The sequence below is a fragment of the Streptomyces polyrhachis genome, assembly GCF_042663125.1.
In the GTDB taxonomy this organism is placed as follows: Bacteria; Actinomycetota; Actinomycetes; order Streptomycetales; family Streptomycetaceae; genus Streptomyces; species Streptomyces polyrhachii.
On the sequence record NZ_JBHSZO010000025.1, the window covers coordinates 1 to 16,360 of the forward strand.

Below are 16,360 nucleotides of genomic sequence, written 5' to 3' on the forward strand. Positions count from 1 at the left end.
TGACGGTGCCGGGGGCCGGCGCCGGGGCGTCGCCGCCCGGCGCGCGGGGCGCGGGGACGGCCGTCATCCGGGGCCGCCGCTGGGGGCGGTGCTGGGGGTGTCGGTGGGGGCGTCGGGCCGTCCGGTGTCCGCCGCCGGGGAGGCGCTGCCCGTGCGCCGGGGGGCGGGCAGCTCCGCCTCCGTACGGGCCGGGGCCGCGGCGGGCGGGTCGGGGGGGTCGGGAAGGTCGGGAAGAGGGGCCGCCGCCTCGTCCGAGGTCACCTCCGCGTGCCATCCGTGGCGGCCGATCGCCCGCACCAGCGCGCCCACCATCCGGGGGTCGAACTGCCGCCCCGCGCACGCCTCCAGCTCCGCCAGCGCGGCGGGGACGGCACGCGCGCGGCGGTAGCTGCGGGTGGAGGTCATCGCGTCGAAGGCGTCGGCGACCGCGACGACACGGGCGAACTCGGGGATGTCCTCGCCCGCCAGCCCGTAGGGATAGCCGCGCCCGTCGAGGCGCTCGTGGTGGTGGAGGATCGCCGAGCGGGCGTCCTCCAGGAAGCCGATGCCGCGCACCATCTCGTGGCCGTACTCGGGGTGGAGCTGGATGACGCGGCGCTCCTCGTCCGTCAGCGGGCCGTCCTTGCGCAGGATGCGGGTGGGCACGCCCAGCTTGCCGACGTCGTGCAGGATGCCGGCGAAGCGCAGCACCTCCCGGCGCTCCTCCGCCAGCCCCAGCTCGCGGCCGATCAGCACCGAGGCGCGGCCGACGCGCTCGCTGTGGCCGCGGGTGTAGCGGTCCTTGATGTCGACGGCCTGCACCAGGGCGCGGATGGTGGCCTGGTGGGCGGCGCGCTCGCGGTGGTACTGGGCGAAGACCCAGCACGAGACGTACATGGGCAGCAGGACGAGCAGCGAGCTGAAGGGCCCGTAGGAGCTGCGCCAGAGCACCGCCATCATCAGCCCGGCCGGTCCGTGCACCACGTACGCGGGCAGGTCGCCGGTGAGTTGGCGCACGACGGCGACCGGCGGGCGGCGCTCGGCGGTGACGAGCACGGCGGCCTCCAGTACGAGGAGGACCAGGCAGAAGGCCAGCGCGACGGCCAGCCCCTGGAGCAGCAGCCGCGGGAAGACGGGCGCCGCCAGCCGCTCGGGGCCGGCGAGCCGGCAGACCCCGGCCGCGGCGGCGCAGGCCAGGGCGAGCTGGGCGGCGCGCCAGATACGGCGCGGGGCGGCGGGCGAGCCCCGGACGGGCGAGAGGAGCGCGCCGGGGACGGCGACGAGGGCCGCCTCGGCGGGGTGGAGCAGGAAGGCCCCGGCGAGCAGCACCGGGTAGAAGCCGGAGGGGCCGCCGGGGTCGCCGCGCATCAGCCGCCAGAGCAGCGCGCACAGCGCGTACAGCCCGGCGAGGAGGACGAGCGCGCCCCAGTCCGTACGGGCCGGGGCGCCGGGGAGGACGGGGACGGCGGCGGGGGCGGCGCACAGCGCGGCGGCCGCCGTCGCGGCCAGGACGAGGGCCCAGCCCCCGGCGGGCATCCGCATGACGCCACGCTCCTCCCCGTCCGGCGCCCGCCCAGCGGGCAGGGAGCCCCCGGGCAGGGCTCCGGGTGAGGAGAATAGGGGCGCGGACGCCCAACCCGAGGGGGTTTACCAGGGATTACCCCCTTCGGGTCATCCGCGCGTACCGAGGGCGACGCCCTGCTGAGCCACGGGCCAGGTGGGGGCGAGCCGGGGCAGGTGGGGGCGGGCAGGGTCAGGCGGGGTGCGGCGCGGCGCCCTCGGGGAGGAGCGGCGTCTGCGGCACCTGCTCGCCGGACTGGATCAGCTCGATCCGGCCCATGACCTTGGCACGCAGGTCCGTCGGTACGTCGTCCTGCCCGCAGCAGCGCTTCACGAGCTTCTTCACGGCCTCTTCCAGGCCGTACTTCTCCAGGCAGGGGGAGCACTCGTCGAAGTGCTCCTGGAACTTCTCGCAGTCACTCGGCGGCATCTCCTTGTCGAGATACTCGTAGAGATGGTCGAGGACCTCCGAGCAGTCCGTCTCGTGCGGCTCTCCGCAGCTCATGACCTCGCGCCCTTCTTTCCCGCACTGGCCTTCTCCCCGGCGCCGCCCGCCTCGCCGGCGGGAACGAGACCGCGCTCGCGCGCGTAGTCCTCCAGCAGCTCGCGCAGCTGCCGGCGGCCCCGGTGCAGCCGGGACATGACCGTCCCGATGGGTGTCCCCATGATGTCCGCGATCTCCTTGTAGGCAAAGCCCTCCACGTCCGCGAGATACACCGCGATGCGGAACTCCTCGGGGATGGCCTGGAGGGCCTCCTTGACGTCGGAGTCCGGCAGGTGGTCGAGCGCCTGGGCCTCGGCGGAGCGCAGCCCGGTCGACATGTGCGACTCGGCGCGCGCGAGCTGCCAGTCCTCGATCTCCTCGGCGGCACTGCGCTGGGGCTCGCGCTGCTTCTTGCGGTAGGAGTTGATGAACGTGTTGGTCAGGATGCGGTAGAGCCACGCCTTGAGGTTCGTCCCGGCCCGGAACTGGTGGAAGGAGGCGTACGCCTTGGCGTACGTCTCCTGCACCAGGTCCTCGGCGTCCGCGGGGTTGCGGGTCATCCGCAGCGCGGCCGAGTACATCTGGTCCAGGAACTCCAGGGCGTCGCGCTCGAAGCGGGCGCTGCGCTCGGCGGCGCTCTCCGCCGGGGCGCCCTCGGGGGTCTCCGGCTCTGCCGCGGGCTGACCGCCCGCGTCGGTCCCAGTGACGAGACCCACCTCCTCCACAACCTCGACAAGACCGGCGGCGGGCCGCGCCGCGGTCTCCCTGCTCGATTCGGAGAATAGACGACCTTCGCCCCCGTCCGCCGCCCGGTTCTTCCCAGGGTGAACGCACTCGCCGGCGAGCCACCCGAGCGCCGCACCGCCCTGCGGTCCGCCGGCTCCGGGCTGTGCCGCCGTCTGGGCCGCGGTCTGGGCCCCGGTCTGGGCCTTGGGCGGGGACACGCACATGACTCCGGGCATCCGGGGGCCTCCTCCTGGCGCGTACGTCGTGGGAACGCTGATCACAACACGGGGGGCGGGCATGGCATTCCCGGGAGTACGGGCGGATGCCGGCGGCGGTGCCGGCATCGGTGCGGACGAACGCCCGGCGGCGGCTCAGAGCCCCCTGAGCCAGGCCGCCACCCCGTCCACCAGGACCTCCAGTGCCCCGTCCGCCCCGATCCCGGCGCTCTTCGGCACGGCGAAGGAGTGGTCGGCCCACGGCACGGGGACCAGCCGCGTCCCCGGCGGGAACTCGGCCGGCCGCCCGAAGGCGTCGCGCTCCCCCTGGACGACCAGGGTGTCCGCCCCGGCCCCGAGCAGCTCCCCGGCCCGGCTGCGCTCGGGCCTCCCCGGCGGGTGCAGGGGGAACGCGAGCGCCAGCACACCCCGCGCGCCCAGCTCCCCCGCCGTACGGCAGGCCACCCGCGCCCCGGCGCTGCGCCCGCCGGCGACCACGGGCGCTCCGGACGCGGCCAGGGCGGGCCACAGCGCGCGCCAGGCCGCGTCGAGCGTCCTGGGCGCGGGCGCGACCTTCCGCCCGGCCACCCGCCAGGGCTGGTCCACGAGCGCGACGGTGACACCCGCGCGGGGCAGCCGCCCGGCGAGCGCCAGCAGGTCCCGCGACGGCCCGCTCCCCCCGGCCCCGTGCCCGAGCGCGAGCACCAGCCGCGCGTTCTCGGCGGGATACCAGCTGATACGCCCCTCGCCGACGGGCGTGGAAACCGACTCCTGCTTCACGGGAGCCGTGGGTGGAAGCCTCAGAACAGCGCCCCCTCCTCCGGCCCTTCGAGCGCCTTGACCAGCTCCGCGCCGTTGTTGCGCACGTTGCTCACGGCCGTGGACACCGGATACGCCGTGAGCAGCCCGGCCGGCGGCGGCACCAGCAGCCCCTTGACCTCCTCCAGGTCCGCGTTGGCCGGGTCCAGCCACGCGTCCCAGCGGTCCGGGGTGAGCATCAGCGGCATCCGGGGGTGGATCTCGGCCAGCGTGCGCGGCCCGTCCTCCCCCGCCGGCCCGCCCGCGAGCGGCGTGGCCTCCGCCTCCGTGGTGATCACGGTGCAGGTGGTCCACCAGGCGCGGGGGTCGTCGTCGGCCCGCGTGCGGTCCCGCCAGAACTCGAACAGCCCGGCCATGGCGAAGACCGACCCGTCGGCCGGGGTGACGAAGTAGGGCTGCTTGCGCGCCCGCTTGCGCTTCCCCTCCTGCTCCAACCGCAGTTCGCCCTGCGCGGTGACCCACTCGAAGTACCCGTCGGCGGGCAGCAGGCAGCGCCGCGAGGCGAACGCGCGCCGGTAGGCGGGCTTCTCCGCCACGGTCTCGGCCCGCGCGTTGATCATCTTCACGCCGGCCTCGGGGGTCTTGGCCCACGAGGGCACCAGACCCCAGCGCAGGGTCCGCAGCTGCCGCACCGGCCGGGGGTCCTCGGAATCGCGCAACGGCCGCTCCAGCACGGCGTACACGTCCTTGGTGGGCGCGACGTTGTAGTCGGCCTCGATCGCCTCGACCGGATCCCAGGCGGCCACGTCGAAGATCCCCACCAGGTCCTCGGCCTTACGACTCGCAGCAAACCGTCCGCACATGCCCCCACCCTGCCACGCCCCTCCGACAACCGGCCGGGAAAGCCATGGCACACTTCCCGACCACCACACCGGCCACCACGCCGTCCACCACACCGACCACCATGCCGTCCACCCACCGACCGGGGGAGCCCCATGACCGACGACGACACCAGCCTCGCCGACCTCTGGGACCGCGTCACCGGCACCCAGGCCGCCCCCACCTCCTGGCTGATAGCCGCCACCGCGGCGGCGGCCCTCGCCGCAGTCCTCTCCCCCGCCCCCTGGCGCCTCCTCAGGAACGCCGTCACCATCGCCCACGAGGGCGGCCACGCCCTGGTCGCCCTGCTCAGCGGCCGCCAGCTCACCGCCATCCGCCTGCACTCCGACACCTCCGGCCTCACCGTCAGCCGCGGCAAGCCGCACGGCCCCGGCATGGTCCTCACCGCCGCGGCCGGCTACACCGCCCCGGCCCTGCTGGGCCTCGCCGGCGCCTGGCTGCTGGCCGCCGGCCACATCACCGCGCTGCTGTGGGGCGCCATCGCCCTCCTCGCGCTGATGCTGCCCAAGATCCGCAACGCCTACGGCGTGCTGTCGGTGCTGGTCACCGGCGCCGCGTTCTTCCTCATCTCCTGGTTCGCCGACGCCGAGGTCCAGGCGGTCTTCGCCTACGCCGCCGTCTGGCTGCTCCTGATCGGCGGCGTGCGCCCCGTACACGAGCTGCAGCGCAAGCGCGCCCACGGCCGCGCCCCCGACTCCGACGCCGACCAGCTCGCCCGCCTCACCCGCACCCCCGCCGCCCTCTGGCTGCTCCTCTTCTACGCGGTCTCCCTGGGCGCCCTGGCCGGCGGCGCCCGGCTGCTCGTCGCATAAGCGCACGTCGTACGAACCGAGCCCACCCACGTTCCACCCCCGCGCCCGGAGTTGCCTCCCCGGGAACGCTCTAAGGTGGACCGCATGACCGACACCCCCGGACTCTGGCCCGCTCCCACCGCCGCCGCCCCCGTAGCGGCGACCGTCACCGTGCCCGGGTCCAAGTCGGTCACCAACCGCGCCCTCGTCCTGGCCGCCCTGGCCGCCGAGCCCGGCTGGCTGCGCCGCCCGCTGCGCTCGCGCGACTCCGCGCTGATGGCCGAGGGCCTGCGCGCCCTGGGCGTGGGCATCGAGGAGGGCGTGGGCCCCGACGGCACCGGCGAGGTCTGGCGCGTCATCCCCGCCGCCCCGCGCGGCCCGGCGGGCGTGGACGTCGGCAACGCCGGCACCGTGATGCGCTTCCTGCCCCCCGTCGCCGCCCTCGCCGACGGCGACGTGCGCTTCGACGGCGACCCGCGCAGCCACGAGCGCCCCCTGCACGGCGTCATCGACGCCCTGCGCACCCTGGGCGCCCGCATCGACGACGGCGGCCGCGGCGCGCTGCCGCTGACGGTGCACGGCGGCGGCGCCCTGGACGGCGGCGCGGTGGAGGTGGACGCCTCGTCCTCCTCGCAGTTCATCAGCGCCCTGCTGCTGGCCGCCCCCCGCTTCAACCAGGGCCTGCGGCTGCGCCACACCGGCCGCAGCCTGCCCTCGCTGCCGCACATCCGCATGACGGTGGAGATGCTGCGCGCCGCCGGCGCCCAGGTCTCCACCCCGGAGGACGGCGGCGAGCCGAACGTCTGGCACGTCGCCCCCGGCGCCCTGCTGGGCCGCGACCTGACGATCGAGCCGGACCTGTCCAACGCCCAGCCCTTCCTGTCCGCCGCCCTGATCACCGGCGGCCGCGTCACCGTCCCGGACTGGCCCGAGCACACCACACAGCCCGGCGACGCGCTGCGGGGGATCCTCACCGCGATGGGCGGCTCCTGCGAGCTGACCCACCGGGGCCTGACCCTCACCGGTACGGGCCGCGTCCACGGCGTCGACCTCGACCTGGGCGACGTGGGCGAGCTGACCCCCGGCATCGCGGCGCTGGCCGCCCTCGCCGACTCCCCCTCCACCCTGCGGGGCGTCGCCCACCTGCGGCTGCACGAGACGGACCGCCTGGCCGCGCTCACCAAGGAGATCAACGGCCTGGGCGGCGACGTCACCGAGACGGCCGACGGCCTGCGCATCCGCCCCCGCCCGCTGCACGGCGGCGTCTTCCGCACCTACGACGACCACCGGATGGCCACTGCGGGCGCGGTGATCGGCCTGGCGGTGGAAGGTGTAGAGGTGGAGAACGTAGCGACGACCGCGAAGACCCTGCCGGACTTCCCCGTGCTGTGGGCGGCCATGCTCGGCGAGAGCGCCTGACCCCCTCATGCGCCGCTACGGGAAGAACACCGACGAGGACGACATCCGCAGCCGCCCCGACCGGCGCGGCAGCCGGCCGCGCAGCCGCAACCGCCCCAAGCACGAGGACGCGGTCCCCGGCTTCGTCCTGACCATCGACCGGGGCCGGATCACCTGCCTGATCGAGGGCCGGACGGTCACCGCGGTCAAGGCCCGCGAGCTGGGCCGCAAGGGCATCGTGGTCGGCGACAGCGTGGCGGTCATCGGCGACCTCTCCGGCGACGAGGGCTCGCTGGCGCGGGTCGTACGGGTGGAGGAGCGCTCCTCGGTGCTGCGCCGCACGGCGGACGACGACGATCCGTACGAGCGGGTGGTCGTCGCCAACGCCGACCAGCTGGCGATCGTCACCGCCCTCGCCGACCCCGAGCCGCGCCCCCGCCTGATCGACCGCTGCCTGGTCGCCGCGTACGACGCGGGCCTGGAGCCGCTGCTGATCCTGACCAAGGCGGACCTGGCGCCCCCGGAGAAGTTCCTCGACGCCTACGCCCCCCTGGGCGTGCGCGCGGTGGCCACCCGCAAGGACGAGCTGTCGGACGGCAGCGGGGTCGAGCGGGTACGGGCCGAGCTGGACGGCCGGATCACCGCCTTCGTCGGCCACTCCGGCGTCGGCAAGACGACCCTGGTCAACGCCCTGGTCCCGGCCCACCAGCGCGCCACGGGCATCGTCAACGCGGTCACCGGCCGCGGCCGCCACACCACGACCTCCGCCCTGGCCCTCCCGCTGCCCGGCAACGAGGGCTGGGTCATCGACACCCCGGGCGTACGGTCCTTCGGCCTGGCGCACGTCGACCCCTCGCGGGTCATCCTGGCCTTCCCCGACCTGCAGCCCGGTACGGAGAACTGCCCGCGCGCGTGCACCCACGACGAGGCGGACTGCGCCCTGGACGCCTACGTGGCGGAGGGCCACGCGGACCCGGACCGCCTGTACTCCCTGCGCCGCCTGCTGGCCACCCGCGAGCGCCACGAGGGCGACTGACCGGCACACCACCGGCCCCGGCCCCTCGGTGACGGCCGGGAAACGATCGGCGATGTTTACCCACGCCCGTCGCGCGGCAGATGCATAATCGCACCACGGTCAACGGCGAGGAGGCACAGGGGCAATGGCGGTCGCATGGCTCCTGGTGGTGGTGGCCGGAATCCTCGAGACCGGTTTCGCGGTCTGCCTCAAGCTCAGCCACGGCTTCACCCGCCTGTGGCCCACGATCGCCTTCGCCTCCTTCGCCCTGGGCAGCTTCGGCCTGCTGACGCTCTCCCTGAAGAAGCTGGACGTGGGCCCCGCCTACGCGGTCTGGACGGGCATCGGCGCGGCGGGCACCGCGATCTACGGCATGGCCTTCCTCGGCGACGTCGTCTCCACGCTCAAGATCGTGTCGATCTCACTGGTCGTCGCCGGCGTCATCGGCCTGCAGCTCTCGGGCTCCGGCGGCCACTGAGGAAGGGCCGGCCAGCAGCGCGGCCGCCGTCTCCGCCAGCCCGTCCCCCTTCGCACCGGGCGCGACCACCAGGCTCAGCGTGATCCGCGTGAAGTGCTCGCAGACCGCCGCCGGCTGCGCACCGCCCGGCCAGTCGACCGCGAGCGCGGCGACCGCCCGTTCGCACACCTTGTCGACCATCTCCGCCGGCGACTCCACCGGCGCCGCGACACCGGGGCCACGCTGACCGGCACCGCGCTGACCGGGAAGGGCCGTACGCGCCGACCGCTGCGGCACCGGCAGCCGCGCGCCCCAGCAGCCGGTCAGCACGGCCCGTACGAGGGGATTGGCGCGCGCCGTGCGCAGGGTCCACTCCCCCAGCGCCGCCAGCCGCCCCGCGATGTCCGCGCCGGAGCGCTCGGCGTCCGCCAACGCCCGCTCCACACCGGCGAGGTACGCCGCCGCCTCCCGCCGGAGCAGGGCCTGCGCGAGGCCGTCCTTGCTGCCGAACTCGTTGTAGAGGGTCTGCCGGGACACCCCGGCGGCCGCGGCCACGTCGACCATCCGCACCCCGGCCCAGGGCCGGTCGCCGAGCGCCGCGTAGGCGGCGTCGAGCAGTCCTTCTCGCGCTGTGGGCATCCTCGCCTCCGACCAGCCGCCGTGGGCCCAGAATTGACTCACCCGCAGAAGCTGTCAAGGGTCCCCGCGGCCAAGCCGGGGGCTACCGGAGGGTACGTCCGGGCCCGGCGCCAGATAGTGTGCGCCCATGGCGGACTTCCACGATGATCTGCGCCTGGCCCATGTGCTGGCGGACCAGGCCGACGCGACGACGATGGCCCGCTTCAAGGCGCTCGACCTGAAGGTCGAGACCAAACCGGACCTGACGCCCGTCTCCGAGGCGGACAAGGCGACCGAGGAGCTGATCCGCACGGCCCTGCGCCGCTCGCGCCCGCGCGACGCGGTGATGGGCGAGGAGTACGGCCTGGACGGCGTCGGCCCGCGCCGCTGGATCATCGACCCCATCGACGGCACGAAGAACTACGTGCGCGGCGTCCCCGTCTGGGCCACGCTGATCTCGCTGATGGTCCCGGGCGAGCAGGGTTACGAGCCCGTGGTCGGCGTGGTCTCCGCCCCGGCGCTGGGCCGGCGCTGGTGGGCGGTGCGCGGCGGCGGTGCGTACACGGGCCGCAGCCTCTCGCAGGCCACCCGGCTGCGCGTCTCCTCCGTGGACCGCCTCTCCGACGCCTCCTTCGCCTACTCCTCGCTCACCGGCTGGGACGAGCGCGGCCGGCTCGACCGCTTCCTGCACCTGAGCCGGGAGTGCTGGCGCACGCGGGCGTACGGCGATTTCTGGCCGTACATGATGGTGGCCGAGGGCACGGTGGACGCCTGCGCGGAGCCGGAGCTGTCGCTGTGGGACATGGCGGCGAACGCGATCATCGTCGAGGAGGCGGGCGGCACGTTCACCGGCCTGAACGGCGTGCGGGGCGTGCACAACGGCGACGCGGCGGCGTCGAACGGCCTGCTGCACGAGGAGTTGCTGGACCACCTCGGGGACTGAGCGGGGGCGCACAGCCGGGGGCGCGCGCCGTCCGCCACCTGTTGTCGCGCGCCCCAACGGGCGTTGTCGGGCCTCTTGTTGGGTCTTTCCCCCCATGGGACTCTGAACGGGGACCTCTGGCGCCCGATCCCGACCGAGAGGGGCTCCGCCACATGCTCGTACGCGACGCCATGAGCACGGTCGTCCTCACCATCGGCCCCGCCCACACCCTCCGCCAGGCCGCGGCCCTGATGGCCGCCCGCCGGGTGGGCGCGGCGGTGGTGCTCAACCCCGACGACTTCGGACTCGGGATCCTCACCGAGCGCGACATCCTCAACGCCGTGGGCGCGGGCCTGAGCCCCGACCACGAGACGGCGCACGCCCACACCACGACGGACGTGGTCTTCGCCTCCCCGGCCTGGACCCTGGAGGAGGCGGCGCAGGCGATGTCGCACGGGGGCTTCCGCCACCTCATCGTGCTGGAGCGCGGCGAGCCGACCGGCGTCGTCTCCGTCCGCGACATCCTCCGCTGCTGGGCACCCCGCCGGGAGGAGGCGGCGCAGCTGCGCTCGTAGCGCCTGCGGGACACACGGCAGAAGGCCCGGAATCCTGCGATTCCGGGCCTTCTGTCTTTGGTAGCGGGGACAGGATTTGAACCTGCGACCTCTGGGTTATGAGCCCAGCGAGCTACCGAGCTGCTCCACCCCGCGTCGTTGTGTCTCAACCATAACCCAGACCTCTGAGCAATGCAAACCATGGTCGCAAGGGCCTTCCGGTAGCGACACGCAAGGCCAGGCTCCCGCTCCACCTGCGGCCGCCAGGAACCGGACGGCCAAACGGGGTGGCACCGACCCGGTGCCACCCCGTCGCGCCCGTCGCGCCCGTCACGCCGACAGCTCCCGCTGGAGCGCGTCGCGCAGCCGCGCGGCCCGCGACGCCACCTCCGCCGGACCCAGCTCCGCCGCCCGGGACGCCCACTCCTGCCCCTCGGCCAGCGACCCGCGCCGCGCCGCGATCAGCGCCAGCCGCAGCGCCGCGCGGCCGTGGCCCGCCTCCGCCGCGCGCCGCCACCACAGCACCGCCTCGGACTCACGCCCCTCGCGTACGAGCAGGAGGCCCAGGTTGAAGGCGCCGTTGCGGCTGCCCGCCTCGGCCGCCGCGCGGTACCAGTGCGCCGCCTCCTCCGCGTCGCCGCGCGCCGCCGCGCACATGCCGACCCGTACCAGCGCACGCCGGTGCCCCTGCTCGGCGGCCACGCGGTACCACTGCTCGGCCTCCTCACCGGACTCGCCGGACTCACCGGACCCGCCGGACGCACCGGCGCCCGCCTCGTCCAGCAGGGCGGCCAGCCGGAAGGCGCCCTCCGCGCTGCCGCCCTGCGCCGCCAGGCGCAGCAGCCGCGCGGCCTCCGGCCCGGGGCCGTCCTCGCGCAGCACCGCGATGCCGGCCTGCAGCGCCGCCTCGCAGTGCCCGGCCCCGGCGGCCTGCTCGTACCAGGACTGCGCCGTGCGCACATCGCCGCGGCCCGCGTGGAGGATGCCGAGGTTGAACGCCGCGTCGACGCTGCCGGCCTCGGCCGCCTTGGAGAACCACGGCTCCGCCCCGGCCGCGTCGCCGCGCTGCAGCAGCAGCACGGCCAGCGCGTTGGCCGCCTCACGGTGCCCGGCGTAGGCGGCGCGGCGGTACCACTGCTCGGCCTGCTCGCCCTTCACGGCGCCGCTCTGCGCGGAGTACAGCAGGGCCAGGTTGTACGCGCCGTTGACGTCGCCGGCCTCCAGCGCCTCGCGGTACCAGAGCTCGGCGCTCGCCGCGTCGCCGCGGTCGGCGTGCAGCGCGCCCAGGGCGTTGGCGGCGTTGCCGTCGCCGTCCTGGGCCGCGCGCCGCCACCACAGCGCGGCGCCGGAGTCGTCGCCGGCGTCGCGCAGCAGGAAGCCGAGCGCGCAGGCGGCGCGGGGCTCGCCGTCCTTGGCGGAGGCGAGGTACCAGCGCTGTGCCTCGGCCGTCTCGCCGCGCTCCTCCAGCAGCGTGCCCAGGTGCAGGGCGGCGCGCCGGTGGCCGCGGGCGGCGGCCTGGCGGTAGAACTGCTCGGCCTCGTCGGCGAGTTCGGGCTCGCGGACGCGGGAGAGGGTGTCGGGGTCGGCCGGGTCGGCCGCCCCGCCGGACCCGTCCGCGCCGCGCTGGCCGGGCAGCAGGCCGCTCGCGGGGCCCACCCGCCGGGAACGCCGGTCGAGGATCCGGGCGAGGCGGTACGCGCCCTCGCGGTGCCCCTGGTCGGCGGCGGCCCGGAACCAGCGCTCGGCGTCCTCGCTCCCCCGGTGCTCGCGCAGGTCGGCGAGGGCGTAGGCGCCCAGGGCGTGGCCGCTCTCGGCGGACTGGCGCAGCCAGTACTCGGCGGCGGGCTCGTCGCCCCGCTCGCGGTAGTGCCGGCCGAGGGCGTGCGCGGCGGCGGCGGAGCCGGCCACGGCGGCGATCCGCCACCACTGGGCGGCCTCCTCGGCGAGGCCGCGCTGGTGGAGCAGGACGCCGAGGTTGTTGGCGGCGGCGCGGTCGCCGTCGGCGGTGGCGGCGCGCAGGTGCGGCTCGGCGCCGTCGAGGTCGCCGCGGCGCAGCAGTTCGGCGCCCACGGCGCTGTGCGCGCTGCGGGCAGGGCCGAGCGCGGCGTCACCGGTACGACGGATTCCGGCCAGGGTCCCGGCCGTCATCCCTCCCCGTGCGCCCTCGCTGGTCAGCCGATGGGCGTCCAACACCCTTGTCTCATCCCCCATGAGCTTCATCGTCGCATCACCTGCAACCCGCGTACACCTGGTATACCGCAGCCGGAAGGTCACTACAGCGTTTTGTCGACTTCCCGACAACTCGGTCCGCGAAACACTGATGCTTCAGGTTCGCTCGATACGGCGAACTTGCCTTAGATGGGTTGACGTTCGCGTGTACGAAACATAAACGCGGGGGTGAGGGGCGGGAGTTGGGGGGTGTGGTCTTTGTGCATCGTAGAGGGTGGGGGGAGTTGGGTGGGGTGGTGCCACTCCGTGTCCGTGGGGGGGCTTTGCCGCTCTGCGGGAGGGCTGTGTCGCTCCGCGGCAAGGGCTGTGTCGCTCCGCGACAGGGGGGCTGCGTCGCTCCGCGACGCTGGGCTGGCTGGGGAGTGCGAATGGGGGGCGGGGTGTGGGTGGCCCCCGTGGAGGGGCGCGTGGATCGTCCGCGTGGGGGAGGCGCATGGAGGATTCCGCGGAGGGGCGCATCGAGGGTCCCGTGGGAAAGGCGATCGAAGGTCCCGTGGGAAAGGCGAAGGCCCCCGGCTGCGCTTTCGCGTCTGCCGGGGGCCTTCGTGCAAGTAGCGGGGACAGGATTTGAACCTGCGACCTCTGGGTTATGAGCCCAGCGAGCTACCGAGCTGCTCCACCCCGCGTCGTTGTGTTCACAACTTTAGCACGCCGACGCGCGGGGGTTCGCCACGGTTTTCCCGGCGGGCGGGCGGCCGTCCGATGGACGCCGCCCGCCCGCCGGGCGCCGCTAGCCGTCCGTACCGGCCGTTCCCGTCTCCCGGGCCCTGCCCGCCCGCTCCAGGGCCTCCTTGAGGTCCTCCTGCGCCTGTGCGTAGCCCTGGAGGTCCTTCTTCTCCAGCGCCTCCTCGCCCGCCCGGTACGCGTCCAGCGCGTCCTGGACCGCGTCCGACAGGGACTGGTCCGCCGACGGCGGGGTGTCCGGCTTCTCGGGCGTGCCCGGCTCCTCCGTGCCCGGAGTCGTCGGAGGACGTTCGCCGAAGATCACGTCCAGCGCCTTGTCCAGCGTGCTCTCGAAGGCCATCTTGTCGCCGTACCGCACCAGCACCAGCTTCAGCAGCGGCAGGTTCAGCTCCTTGCCCCTGATGTACACCGGCTCCACGTACAGCTGGCCGCCACCGAGCGGCACCGTCAGCAGGTTGCCGTACTCCACCTCGGAGTCGCCGCCCTTGAGCAGCCGGATCGTCTCCGCGATGTCCTTGTCGGAGTTGAACTTCGACTGCACCTGCTTGGGACCGTCCGGCGGGTTGCTGGACGGCAGCTTCAGCAGCCGGATGCTGCCGTAGTCCTTGCTGCGCGCGTCGGCGTCCACCGCCATGAAGGCGCCGAGGTTGTCGCGCCCCGCCGGGGTGAAGGTCGTGGTCAGCGAGAAGACCTGCTCCTTCTGGTCCGGCATCCGCATGGTCAGGTAGTACGGCGGCACCGCGCTCTGGTCGCCGCGCTCGCGCGTGGGGTCGTTGGGCACCGACCAGCGGTCACTGCCCGAGTAGAACTGGTTCGCCGTCTTCACGTGGTACTGCGTGAGCAGTTCGCGCTGCACCTTGAAGAGGTCCTGCGGATAGCGCAGGTGGTCCATCAGCGCGGCGCTGATCTCCGAGCGGTCCAGCACCGTGCCCGGGAACGCCTTCTTCCACGTCTTGAGCACCGGGTCCTCGGTGTCCCACTCGTAGAGCTTCACCTCGCCCGAGTAGGCGTCGACGGTCGCCTTCACCGAGTTGCGGATGTAGTTGACCCGGTTCTGCTGGGCGATCAGCTCCCGCTGGCGGTCCACCCGCGTCAGCGAGTCCGAGGTGGTGTCCCCCAGCGTCGTACGGGAGGAGTACGGGTAGCCGTTGCTCGTCGTGTACGCGTCCACGATCCACTGGATCTGGCCGTCCACCACCGCCGGGTAGGGGTCGCCGTCGATCGTCAGCCACGGCGCCACCGCCTCGACGCGCTCCTTGGGCGTGCGGTTGTACAGGATCCGCGAACCCTCCCCGATGGCCCCGGAGTACATGATCTGCGGCTCGCTGAAGGAGAGCGCGTAGGCGAGGCGGTTCATCGGGTTGTCCAGGCTGACACCGCTCTTGCCGGTGTAGCTGAACTCGATCTCCGCGCCGCCGTCCTTGACGTAGTCGATCTCCTTCTGGGGACCGCCGACGATCGAGTACTGCGTCGTCTTCTCGCCGTAGTAGACCCGCGGCTGGTACGGGCCGAGGTCGCCGACGGGCGGCAGGTCGGACTCGGTGTAGTCCGGGCTGCCGGCGTCCACCACCTCGTCGCCCTTGGCGGCGACCACGCCGAAGCCGTGGGTGTACTTGAAGTGCTGGTTGATCCAGTTCTGCTCGCCCGGCACGCCGTCCACGTTCAGCTCGCGCAGGCCCAGCACCGTGTCCTGGTCCTGGTAGCGGTCGACGTCGAGGGTCTCGGGGAACTGGTAGTACTTGCGGACCTGCTGCTGCTGCTGGAAGGTCCCGGAGACGATGTTCGGGTCGAGCAGCCGGATGTTCGCCGTGCGGTCGACCTCCTGGCGCAGCGCCGCGTCGGGCTCGTCGGCGTTGCCGCTGTAGTCCTCGACCGTGGCGCGGTCGATGCCGTACGCCCGCTTGGTCGCCTCCAGGTTCTTCTTGATGAACGGCGCCTCCTTGGCCTGCTCGTTCGGCTTGACCTGGAAGTTCTGCACGATCGCCGGGTAGAGGCCGCCGATGAGGATCGCCGAGAGCACCATCAGGCCCAGGCCGATCAGCGGCAGCTGCCAGGTGCGCCGCCACAGCGTGGCGAAGAAGAGCAGCGAGCAGATGATCGCGATGGCGAAGAGGATCGTCTTGGCCGGGAGGTAGGCGTTGGCGTCGACGTATCTCAGACCCGTCCAGGAGTCCGTCGAGCGCAGGCCGCTGGACTTCACCGCCAGTCCGTAGCGGTCCAGCCAGTACGCCACGGCCTTCAGCGCGACGAACACCCCGAGGAGCACGGCCAGGTGCATCGTGGCCTGCGCGGTGGCGCGGGCACCGGGGCTGGAGACGCGCAGGCCCCCGTACAGGTAGCTCACCAGTGCCGTCGCGATCAGCGAGAGCACCACGGCGGCGAAGCCGAAGCCCAGCAGGAAGCGGTACCAGGGCAGGTCGAAGGCGTAGAAGGAGATGTCCTTGTGGAACTGCGGGTCCTTCTCACCGAACGACACCCCGTTGACCCACATCAGCCAGATGCGCCACTGACCGGAGGCGGAGGCTCCCGAGATCAGGCCGACGAGCAGCGCGATCCCGATGAGCAGCCACTTCTTGTACGGGGCGATGCCCATCCGGTAGCGGTCGAGGCTCTCCTGCTCCATCGACATCGCGGAGAGCGGCGGGCGCAGCCGGTAGGCCAGCCACATGTTGAACCCCACCGCCAGCGCCATCAGGGTGCCGAAGACGAAGAACAGCCCGGTCTTCGTCCACAGTTGGGTGGTGAAGACGGAGGAGTAGTGCACCGAGCGGTACCACAGCCAGTCCGTCCAGAACCCGGCGAACATGACGAAGAGGATGGCCAGCACCGCCAGTGCGCCCAGCGTCATCATCAGGGTCCGCATGCGCCGGGACGGCCGGCTGAGATTGATCCGTGGCCTCGACGGGCCTGAGCCGCGGTCCGGCATCTGGAAAGCCAAGGGTGCGCACCTCTGGAAGTAAGGGGTTGTCGGCGGTGGTTCGTACGTCTGTGGCGTCGCAGGGGTCCTGCTCCGCGCTCGCCATGGACCGTGCCGTGACACGGATGGCTTACTGGTGCAACTTACTCGTG

Annotated in this window: 14 protein-coding genes and 2 tRNA genes; 6 read left to right on the top strand and 10 right to left on the bottom strand. The window is 73.6% G+C overall.

What is annotated here, in order from left to right; translation table 11 throughout:
* Positions 1 to 63: 63 nt before the first annotated feature.
* The 5 genes from ACFQLX_RS16650 to ACFQLX_RS16670 all read right to left on the bottom strand — a co-directional run bounded on the left by ACFQLX_RS16650 (position 64) and on the right by ACFQLX_RS16670 (position 4,586).
* On the bottom strand, positions 64 to 1,521 hold the full coding sequence (locus ACFQLX_RS16650) for an HD-GYP domain-containing protein (protein WP_386415851.1): 1,458 nt from the start codon (positions 1,519 to 1,521) through the stop codon (positions 64 to 66).
* Positions 1,522 to 1,732: 211 nt separating this feature from the next.
* Positions 1,733 to 2,044, bottom strand: coding sequence for a mycothiol system anti-sigma-R factor (gene rsrA, locus ACFQLX_RS16655; RefSeq protein ID WP_386415853.1), 312 nt, complete (start codon positions 2,042 to 2,044; stop codon positions 1,733 to 1,735).
* Positions 2,041 to 2,739 (bottom strand): sigma-70 family RNA polymerase sigma factor, encoded by a 699-nt coding sequence (locus ACFQLX_RS16660; RefSeq protein ID WP_386415856.1) that lies wholly within the window; start codon positions 2,737 to 2,739, stop codon positions 2,041 to 2,043. Before ACFQLX_RS16660 ends, rsrA begins: the two co-directional genes overlap by 4 nt.
* 381 nt (positions 2,740 to 3,120) lie before the next feature.
* Positions 3,121 to 3,744, bottom strand: coding sequence for an alpha/beta hydrolase family protein (locus ACFQLX_RS16665; protein ID WP_386415859.1), 624 nt, complete (start codon positions 3,742 to 3,744; stop codon positions 3,121 to 3,123).
* Positions 3,745 to 3,764: 20 nt separating this feature from the next.
* Positions 3,765 to 4,586: an SOS response-associated peptidase gene (locus tag ACFQLX_RS16670; protein WP_386415861.1), complete on the bottom strand. Its 822-nt coding sequence runs from the start codon at positions 4,584 to 4,586 to the stop codon at positions 3,765 to 3,767.
* A 132-nt stretch (positions 4,587 to 4,718) separates the two neighbouring features.
* Between ACFQLX_RS16670 and ACFQLX_RS16675 the strand changes: the two genes are divergently transcribed.
* The 4 genes from ACFQLX_RS16675 to ACFQLX_RS16690 all read left to right on the top strand — a co-directional run bounded on the left by ACFQLX_RS16675 (position 4,719) and on the right by ACFQLX_RS16690 (position 8,305).
* Positions 4,719 to 5,435: a M50 family metallopeptidase gene (locus tag ACFQLX_RS16675; protein WP_386415864.1), complete on the top strand. Its 717-nt coding sequence runs from the start codon at positions 4,719 to 4,721 to the stop codon at positions 5,433 to 5,435.
* Positions 5,436 to 5,519: 84 nt separating this feature from the next.
* Entirely contained in the window at positions 5,520 to 6,833 is a 1,314-nt protein-coding gene (gene aroA / locus ACFQLX_RS16680) for a 3-phosphoshikimate 1-carboxyvinyltransferase (protein WP_386415866.1), read from the top strand.
* 7 nt (positions 6,834 to 6,840) lie between these two features.
* Complete coding sequence (gene rsgA, locus ACFQLX_RS16685) at positions 6,841 to 7,848, top strand: ribosome small subunit-dependent GTPase A (protein ID WP_386415868.1); 1,008 nt, start codon at positions 6,841 to 6,843, stop codon at positions 7,846 to 7,848.
* Positions 7,849 to 7,972: 124 nt separating this feature from the next.
* Positions 7,973 to 8,305, top strand: coding sequence for a DMT family transporter (locus ACFQLX_RS16690; RefSeq protein ID WP_386415871.1), 333 nt, complete (start codon positions 7,973 to 7,975; stop codon positions 8,303 to 8,305).
* Here the strand turns inward: ACFQLX_RS16690 and ACFQLX_RS16695 are convergent.
* A complete protein-coding gene (locus tag ACFQLX_RS16695; protein ID WP_386415873.1) occupies positions 8,249 to 8,923 on the bottom strand; it encodes a TetR/AcrR family transcriptional regulator in 675 nt (224 codons plus the stop codon). The two genes, ACFQLX_RS16690 and ACFQLX_RS16695, sit on opposite strands and share 57 nt — an antisense overlap.
* Positions 8,924 to 9,050: 127 nt before the next feature.
* Here ACFQLX_RS16695 and hisN point away from each other — a divergent pair, with 127 nt between their 5' ends.
* Complete coding sequence (hisN, locus tag ACFQLX_RS16700; RefSeq protein WP_386415874.1) at positions 9,051 to 9,845, top strand: histidinol-phosphatase; 795 nt, start codon at positions 9,051 to 9,053, stop codon at positions 9,843 to 9,845.
* Between the two features lie 152 nt (positions 9,846 to 9,997).
* A complete protein-coding gene (locus ACFQLX_RS16705) occupies positions 9,998 to 10,399 on the top strand; it encodes a CBS domain-containing protein (protein ID WP_386415876.1) in 402 nt (133 codons plus the stop codon).
* A 58-nt stretch (positions 10,400 to 10,457) separates the two neighbouring features.
* Here ACFQLX_RS16705 and ACFQLX_RS16710 read toward each other — a convergent pair.
* From ACFQLX_RS16710 to ACFQLX_RS16725, 4 genes are all read right to left on the bottom strand, one after another.
* Positions 10,458 to 10,534, bottom strand: a tRNA-Met gene (locus tag ACFQLX_RS16710).
* A 174-nt stretch (positions 10,535 to 10,708) separates the two neighbouring features.
* Complete coding sequence (locus ACFQLX_RS16715; protein ID WP_386415879.1) at positions 10,709 to 12,598, bottom strand: tetratricopeptide repeat protein; 1,890 nt, start codon at positions 12,596 to 12,598, stop codon at positions 10,709 to 10,711.
* A gap of 561 nt (positions 12,599 to 13,159) precedes the next feature.
* A tRNA-Met gene (locus ACFQLX_RS16720) sits at positions 13,160 to 13,233 on the bottom strand.
* Between the two features lie 104 nt (positions 13,234 to 13,337).
* Complete coding sequence (locus tag ACFQLX_RS16725) at positions 13,338 to 16,217, bottom strand: UPF0182 family membrane protein (RefSeq protein ID WP_386416016.1); 2,880 nt, start codon at positions 16,215 to 16,217, stop codon at positions 13,338 to 13,340.
* Positions 16,218 to 16,360: the final 143 nt, after the last annotated feature.